We start from the raw sequence: 7,256 nt of genomic DNA on the forward strand, positions 1-7,256 counted from the left end.
CAAGCAGAAGTGATATCAGTTTTCTTGTTGATATTGTTGACTGCGCTGTAAGTTCCGGGGCAAATACGGTAAACCTCCCTGATACGGTAGGATATGCTACACCTGAGGAGTACGGGATGATGTTCAGAGAAATAAGAAAAAGATTCCCTGAAAATCAGGTAAGATTAAGTGCGCATACCCATAATGACCTCGGGCTTGCAGTTGCAAATTCTCTTGCTGCTGTTGAAAATGGTGCTGATCAGATTGAATGTACAGTCAACGGCATAGGAGAGAGGGCAGGCAATGCTTCTCTTGAAGAGACAGTTATGGCTCTTGTAACAAGAGAAAGTTTTTATCAGGCACATTTATCAATAGACACAACCATGCTGTATCCTGTTAGTAAATTATTATCAGAAATAACAGATGTGCCTGTCCCTCCTAATAAGGCTGTAGTAGGCGATAATGCCTTTGCACACGAAGCTGGAATTCATCAGGACGGAGTTTTGAAAAATCCCCTTACGTACGAAATTATGACACCTCAGTCTGTCGGAGTTGATAGCAGAAAGCTTGTTATCGGCAAACACAGCGGAAGGCATGCTCTTGGCGAGAGATGCAGAAAATTGGGAGTTGAATTGACAGCAGAGGAATTAAATCTTCTTTATAAAAGTGTCATGATTATAGCGGATAAAAAGGGGTCGGTAAGGGACAGCGATCTTGAAACAGCTATACAAGAGTTGGCTGTAAATAACAAAAATTAAACAAACAGATAATGGCGGAAATGCGAAATGGGAATGACAATAACTGAAAAGATTCTATCAGCCCATGCGGGGCTGGAAAAGGTTTCTCCGGGGGAGGTCATCTGGATTGATGTTGATGTCCTGATGACGCATGATGTATGCGGTCCTCCTTCAAGCGCTATATTTTATCATGAGTTCGGAGCACATGCAAAAGTCTGGGATCCTGAAAAGATATACATTATACCGGATCATTATATTTTTACAAAAGACAAACACGCAAAGAGGAATGTTGAAATTTTGAGAACATTTGCGTCCGCTCAAAATATCAGTAATTTCTATAATCCGGGGACAAAAGATTACAGAGGAGTGTGCCATGTTACTATTGCTGAAGACAGGATTGTAAAACCAGGGGAAGTGCTTATAGGTACTGACAGCCATACATGTACAGCAGGTGCTTTTGGTGCATTTGCCACTGGTGTGGGCAATACTGATGCGGCCTTTGTAATGGGAACAGGCAGGATCTGGGTGAAAGTTCCGGAGACAATAAAGATTATAATTAACGGAGAAATTCGAAAAGGTGTTATGGCAAAGGATATTATCCTGAGTATTATTTCAGATTTGGGAGTAAAGGGAGCAACTTACAAAGCGATTGAATTTCATGGATCAGGAATAGAATCTCTCAGTATTGAGGAGAGAATGACACTGTGCAACATGGTAATTGAGGCAGGAGCGAAAAACGGGATATGTAAAACTGATAAAAAAACTATTGATTTTTTCAGCGCAAAAGGTGTAGAAGTGAATGAAATTATTGAAAGCGATAATGATGCGGATTTTTCTGAAATAAGAGAATACAGCGGCGGAGATTTCAGAGTTATGGTAGCTCTTCCGCATTCACCGGGAAACGGGAAACCTGCTGAAGATCTTCAGGATATTAAGATAGAGAGGTCGTACATCGGTTCATGTACCGGAGGAAAAACAGAGGATTTTGTTGCTGCTGCAAGAGTTCTGTACAATAAAAAGGTCGCAATTAAAACTTTTGCAGTCCCTGCAACAACTATTGTTGAGAAAAATCTAAAAGGCAGTGAAATTAACGGTAAAAGTATCTGGGATATACTGAAAAATGCAGGTGTCAGTATAGGCCCGCCTTCCTGTGCAGCATGCCTCGGAGGGCCTGAAGATACTTTCGGAAGAGTGAATGATCCGGAAAAAGTTATTTCAACAACCAACAGAAATTTTCCGGGAAGAATGGGGCATAAAGATGCCGAGATATTTCTGGCATCACCTTATACTGCTGCTGCATCTGCAGTAACAGGAAGAATTACAGGCCCGGATGAGTTTATTCGATAATTTTAGAGACTTGAAAGGAACCGGAATGGAAAACAGATTCACAGGAAAAGTGTTTGTAACAGGCGGCAACATTGATACGGATCAGATAATTCCGGCTAAATATCTTGTGTTCAGCTTAGACGATGAGGACGAGAGAAAAGAGTACGGGAGAAAGGCTCTTTCCGGACTTCAGGGGAATGAATATTCGAATCTCCCCTTTGTAAAAGCGGGAGAGGATAAAAGTGAATATGAAATAATAATTGCAGGAGAAAATTTCGGATGCGGTTCGTCAAGGGAACATGCACCTGCTGCCCTGCAGATTGCAGGAGTCAGATTTGTTGTAGCTGCGGGTTTTGCAAGGATTTTCTTCCGTAATTGCATAGACGGAGGTTTCCTTGTGCCTTTTGAATCCAGAGAGCTGCTGACTGATCATTTCTCTGTTGGGGATACAGCTGTAATTGACATGGAAAGGGCAGTTATAAGAAAAGCAGAAACAGGCGAGGAGTTTGATTTAAACCCTCTCGGGCCTGCAAGAGACATTGTTTTGTCAGGGGGAATTTTTGGCTATGCAAGAGAACGTAACATAATATAATCTGTTTTATTTAAAATTTAAAGGGATGGTTATGAAAAATAAAAACATTGTTGTACTGCCCGGTGATGGAATCGGCAGAGAGGTAATGGGCGAGGCTGTTAAGGTTTTGAGGGGAATTGAAAAGAAGACAGACTATGTTTTTAATCTCGAATTCAGGGATGCAGGGCAGACAGCTATTGATAAATACGGAAAACCGATTGAAGAGGAGACTCTTGAAAAATGTGTGAAAGCAGATTGTGTACTTCTCGGTGCAGTGGGCAATTCAAACCCAGGAAAGGAAAAAAACAGCAGCAAGCCTGAGGATGCTCTGCTTGCATTACGAAAAACAATGGGTGTGTACTGTAATGTCAGGCCCATAAAAACACTGCTTAATCATAATGGAAACCAGAAGATAAATAATGTTGATATGGTTATAATCAGAGAACTTACAGGCGGGATATATTTTGGAGCTCCTTCTGAAATCAGAACAGATAACGGCAAAAGACGGGCTGTAAGTACAATGGAGTATAATGAAGAAGAGATTGCACGGATTACTTTGAAATCTTTTGAATTTGCACTCAAACGGACAAAAAAAATAACATCTGTTGATAAAGCAAATGTCCTCAAAGTTTCACAGCTTTGGAGGGACGTTGTTTCGGAAATATCACAGGAATATCCGGATGTTTCCATAAATCACATGCTTGTGGATAATTGTGCGATGCAGCTCGTCAGAGATCCCGCACAGTTTGATGTTATACTCACTTCAAACATGTTCGGAGACATACTGAGTGATGAAGCCAGCATGCTTACAGGTTCCCTCGGTATGCTTCCCTCTGCATCCATAGGTGACGGGCCCGGGCTTTACGAGCCTGTTCACGGTACAGCTCCGGATATTGCAGGCAGGAATATTGCAAATCCTGTTGCAATGATCGGGTCTGCTGCAATGATGTTCAGATACTCGTTTGATGATGAAAGAACAGCAGGCATAATTGAAGATGCAGTAACAAATGTCCTTGAGAGAGGTTTTCATACTCCGGATCTTTCTCATGAGATGGAGGATATGGTCACAGGCACAGATGAGATGGGTGATTTGATTCTCGAGGAGATTCTGAGGAAGATGTGAATTGAGGGGGAAGAAGTAGGTGCAAGTAGGTGGCATAAATAAGTTGCAAAAGGTTCTCCAATTTGTTTTAGTATCAAGCAGAAGGAAAAGTAGGGGGATTTTCGGACGGAAATTTTTCTAATGCCGTGAAAAAACATTCAATACAATTTCCATAAATTTCCAGGTGGGCAATAATCTATTAATTTTCTTGCATTCTATTCACTGAATGCATATATTAGAAGCAAATAGCAAGCATCAATTGCCAGCAGAGGTGATAAAATGAAAACAATAACTATTCGCGGTGTTGATAGTGCTTTGGCAGAAGCGATTAAAAAGACAGCAGAAAAGCATCAGGAGAGCATGAACCAAACTTTACTTAAACTCCTGAAAGATAGTTTGGGCTTGACCAAAAAACCTGCCTTCCCAAAATATAAGGATCTGGATTCAATGGCCGGAACCTGGACTGTAAAAGAAGAAAAAGAATTTATTAAGAATACCGGATCTTTTCGAGAAATTGATGAGGAGATGTGGGATTGAGGAAGATATTAATTGATACAAATGTCTATGTTGCATACAAGCGTAATGACCCGGAAATAATTAAAGCCTTTCAAAATTGTGATTATATCGGGGTTGATGTATCCGTGTTGGCAGAATTATACACTGGGTTTCTGCTCGGAAGCCGCATAGAGCAAAACCTGAAAGAGTTAGAAGGATTTCTTAATAATTCCCGGGTTTATATTATTAATCACGACCTGGATACCTCGGAATATTATGCGCATATCTATAAAAATCTTCGTAAAAATGGAACACCGGTTCCAACTAATGATATATGGATTGCCTCAGTTGCACGACAGCATGGTTTGGCTTTATTAACAAAAGACAAACATTTCAAATTAATTGATGGTTTGATTTTATATTAATTATTAAGTGATCCATCAACACAGGTCAATTTTAACTGTAAATTGCTTTGTCCCGTAGGGACGGAATATTTGTGTTTATTTTTGTGGTTCTTCCATGTTTTAGTTGGAAGTATTTTGGTAATTGTTAAAGTATTTTAATTAAAATGCATATAAGAACAATATTTTTATCATTTTTACTATCAGCGCTCTACTTTCTTCAAAGCAAGTAGAAAAGAGATATGTTGGATTTCCTCATAATTAATGATAATAAAATTATTGGTTTGATCTTTTTTGTGAACCGAATTTCTTATCATTGTACGGCACTTTTTTCAAAAATCCGGATTCTGACAATTATATTTTTTATAGATAATCGGGACTGACGAAACCCAAAAAAAGCCGGCTGCTGCAAATCTCCTAAAAATGTCAAAAAGCTCTATGGATAATATAAACTCTCGCCAATTATAGCTATAATATTTTTAAAACAAGATTAGGGGTTCTCCCGACTTTCTATTTAATCTTTATGATAGATAAATCGGGACATTCGTTTTTCGCCATTTTCCGGACGGAGATTAGCAGATGCCGGTATTCCAAACCAACATTTTGTGAATTTTATATGTAGTATTTTATTAGTTTGAATTTATGTCCGGACATTACCCACTCGATTTGACATAGAGACTAAATTTATCTTGCCTTTGTACATTCTGTTTATTAGTTTTAGTGTTGAATGCAAAAAAATAAAAAAGAATGGGTTGGTAATTGCATTGTACAATTGAATTTAAACCAGGAGCACAAAAGGATTTTAAGAATATTACCGCTTTAGATTCCAGACGTATAATAAAACGAATCGAAATGATGTCAAATAATCTTCAAGGAGATGTAAAGAAATTAACTGACCATGCTCCTGAATATAGATTGCGTGTAGGCAATTACAGGATTCTTTTTGAAATCAATGCAAATAAAATTGTAATTTACAGAATTAGGCATAGAAAAGATGCCTATAGATGACGGAGGAGAGGCATGATTGCAATTCATCCGAATATTTTAGAAAAAGATGGCAAGAAAGAGTTCGTTGTTTTGCCTTATAGCGAATTCCTTAAAATTCAAGAAGAATTAGCTGATTATGAAGACTTGCGTATTCTGCGTGAGGCAAAACAGAATGAAAAAGATGCATCAACAATCAGCCTTGAGAAAATGAAAAAGAAATTAAAAGTTTCCTGATTATTTTCAAACCCATGATTTGAGTGCAGCTCAAGCTTCCGGTTATGGGAAATTTGTGTGTCATGCCCGCGAAAGCGGGCATCCAGAGGATGGTGGGGAGGAGCTTTCATCCTTGTTTCAGACATGTTTTAAAGCCTCTATCACGAATTCAGCTTACATTCAATAAATTGAAAAAAATATTGACAATATAAGAAATAAACAGTACTTTATAATTAACTTAAGATACTCAACTGAAGAATCTATATACCTTAAAATAAATCAAAATTCGTAAAAACAATGTGGATTTCCTCAGATGGATATATTCGGCTCTATGCTGTAGAGAAATGATATTGTTTGAGAATATTTATTACAGGCAATAAGTTTTTAATAATGAGGTGTGTTATGAGAAAGATAGCATTCATTTTAGTATATTTATTAGTATTTACTTCTCTGACCGCACAAACAAAATCGCGCGGTATTAGCAATGTTGGTAAAATTATCAAATCTAAAGTTGATCAGGCAATCAATGAAATATTTGGAGAAAATAAGCAGCCTGATCTGACCTGTACTGTTTTATTCCAGGAACCCTCCAAAGACGGGATATTAGGTGAGGGTGAAACAGGTGAAGTGCTTGTTGGAGTTCATAATAATAGCATGATAAAACAGATTCAGCCAAAGCTTGAAATAGTACTGAAATCGAGCTGGAATCCAACGCCACATTCAGTTGTAAAATTCATGGATCCTATTGAACCCGGACAATCGGGACAATATGAAGCAAAGATGCGATGGGATAAACGGCTTCCGTCAGGAATAGTAACGTATAAAGTAGTAGCTGTTGATGTAAATTCAAGAGTTAAATCCAAACCTGTTGAACTTAATTTCAGCATTACAGGCAAAGGTACAAAAGAAGCTGAACCTGTTTTTGTGGATGTTGATAAGACTATACCAAAAGTATATGCTTCAAACCGATACGGAGTTGCGGTTATTATAGGTAATCAGGAATATTCAAACCGCGATATCCCCGATGTTGATTATGCTGTAAAAGATGCAGCAGCAATGAAAAAGTATCTGATAAATATGCTTGGTTATCGCGAAGAAAACATCATTTATGTTGAGAACGCACAAAAGACTGACTTTGAGAGCATTTTCGGTACTGATACTGAGTTTCACGGCAAATTATATAATTATGTGAGGCCCAATGAGTCTGATATTTTTATCTATTACAGCGGACACGGCGCACCGGATTTAAGCAGTAAAAAAGCATATTTTATGCCTTCTAATTCAGACCCTAATTATGTAAAAATTTACGGTTATCCTCTTGATGTATTTTATAAAAATATTGATAAGATTCCGGCAAAATCCATTACAGTTGTGCTTGATGCCTGTTTTTCAGGAGGCTCACAGCAGGGTATGCTTATTAAGAATGCCAGCCCAATGTATATTGA

The 7,256-nt window shown here is 38.2% G+C and carries 9 protein-coding genes; all 9 read left to right on the forward strand.

Annotation, left to right across the window (positions count from 1 at the left end; translation table 11 throughout):
* A partial coding sequence (locus J7K93_06855) for a 2-isopropylmalate synthase (protein MCD6116714.1) occupies nucleotides 1-737 on the forward strand: 737 nt, incomplete at its 5' end.
* Between the two features lie 27 nt (nucleotides 738-764).
* Nucleotides 765-2,063, forward strand: coding sequence for a 3-isopropylmalate dehydratase large subunit (locus J7K93_06860; protein MCD6116715.1), 1,299 nt, complete (start codon nucleotides 765-767; stop codon nucleotides 2,061-2,063).
* Between the two features lie 25 nt (nucleotides 2,064-2,088).
* Entirely contained in the window at nucleotides 2,089-2,634 is a 546-nt protein-coding gene (locus J7K93_06865; GenBank protein MCD6116716.1) for a 3-isopropylmalate dehydratase, read from the forward strand.
* Between the two features lie 31 nt (nucleotides 2,635-2,665).
* The gene (gene leuB / locus J7K93_06870; protein ID MCD6116717.1) at nucleotides 2,666-3,736 is read left to right on the forward strand and encodes a 3-isopropylmalate dehydrogenase; all 1,071 of its coding nucleotides are present in this window, start codon (nucleotides 2,666-2,668) and stop codon (nucleotides 3,734-3,736) included.
* A 258-nt stretch (nucleotides 3,737-3,994) separates the two neighbouring features.
* The gene (locus J7K93_06875) at nucleotides 3,995-4,252 is read left to right on the forward strand and encodes an antitoxin (GenBank protein ID MCD6116718.1); all 258 of its coding nucleotides are present in this window, start codon (nucleotides 3,995-3,997) and stop codon (nucleotides 4,250-4,252) included.
* Nucleotides 4,243-4,635, forward strand: coding sequence for a type II toxin-antitoxin system VapC family toxin (locus J7K93_06880; GenBank protein ID MCD6116719.1), 393 nt, complete (start codon nucleotides 4,243-4,245; stop codon nucleotides 4,633-4,635). The genes J7K93_06875 and J7K93_06880 overlap by 10 nt, the downstream gene beginning before the upstream one ends.
* Before the next feature lie 735 nt (nucleotides 4,636-5,370).
* Nucleotides 5,371-5,619 (forward strand): type II toxin-antitoxin system RelE/ParE family toxin, encoded by a 249-nt coding sequence (locus J7K93_06885; GenBank protein MCD6116720.1) that lies wholly within the window; start codon nucleotides 5,371-5,373, stop codon nucleotides 5,617-5,619.
* Nucleotides 5,620-5,631: 12 nt separating this feature from the next.
* Nucleotides 5,632-5,832 carry a type II toxin-antitoxin system Phd/YefM family antitoxin gene (locus J7K93_06890; protein ID MCD6116721.1) on the forward strand — a complete coding sequence of 67 codons (201 nt, stop codon included), beginning with the start codon at nucleotides 5,632-5,634 and terminating at the stop codon, nucleotides 5,830-5,832.
* Nucleotides 5,833-6,213: 381 nt separating this feature from the next.
* Nucleotides 6,214-7,256, forward strand: a 1,043-nt coding sequence (locus tag J7K93_06895; protein ID MCD6116722.1) for a caspase family protein, incomplete at its 3' end; no start/stop codon positions are given.

Source organism: bacterium, assembly GCA_021158245.1.
Taxonomy (GTDB): Bacteria; Zhuqueibacterota; QNDG01; order QNDG01; family QNDG01; genus QNDG01.

What these genes read in the sequence shown, in the direction of transcription:
- J7K93_06860 (MCD6116715.1), top strand. Translation starts at nt 765, where the DNA reads ATGGGAATGACAATAACTGAAAAGATTCTATCAGCCCATGCGGGGCTG.
- J7K93_06865 (MCD6116716.1), top strand. Translation starts at nt 2,089, where the DNA reads ATGGAAAACAGATTCACAGGAAAAGTGTTTGTAACAGGCGGCAACATT.
- leuB (MCD6116717.1), top strand. Translation starts at nt 2,666, where the DNA reads ATGAAAAATAAAAACATTGTTGTACTGCCCGGTGATGGAATCGGCAGA.
- J7K93_06875 (MCD6116718.1), top strand. Translation starts at nt 3,995, where the DNA reads ATGAAAACAATAACTATTCGCGGTGTTGATAGTGCTTTGGCAGAAGCG.
- J7K93_06890 (MCD6116721.1), top strand. Translation starts at nt 5,632, where the DNA reads ATGATTGCAATTCATCCGAATATTTTAGAAAAAGATGGCAAGAAAGAG.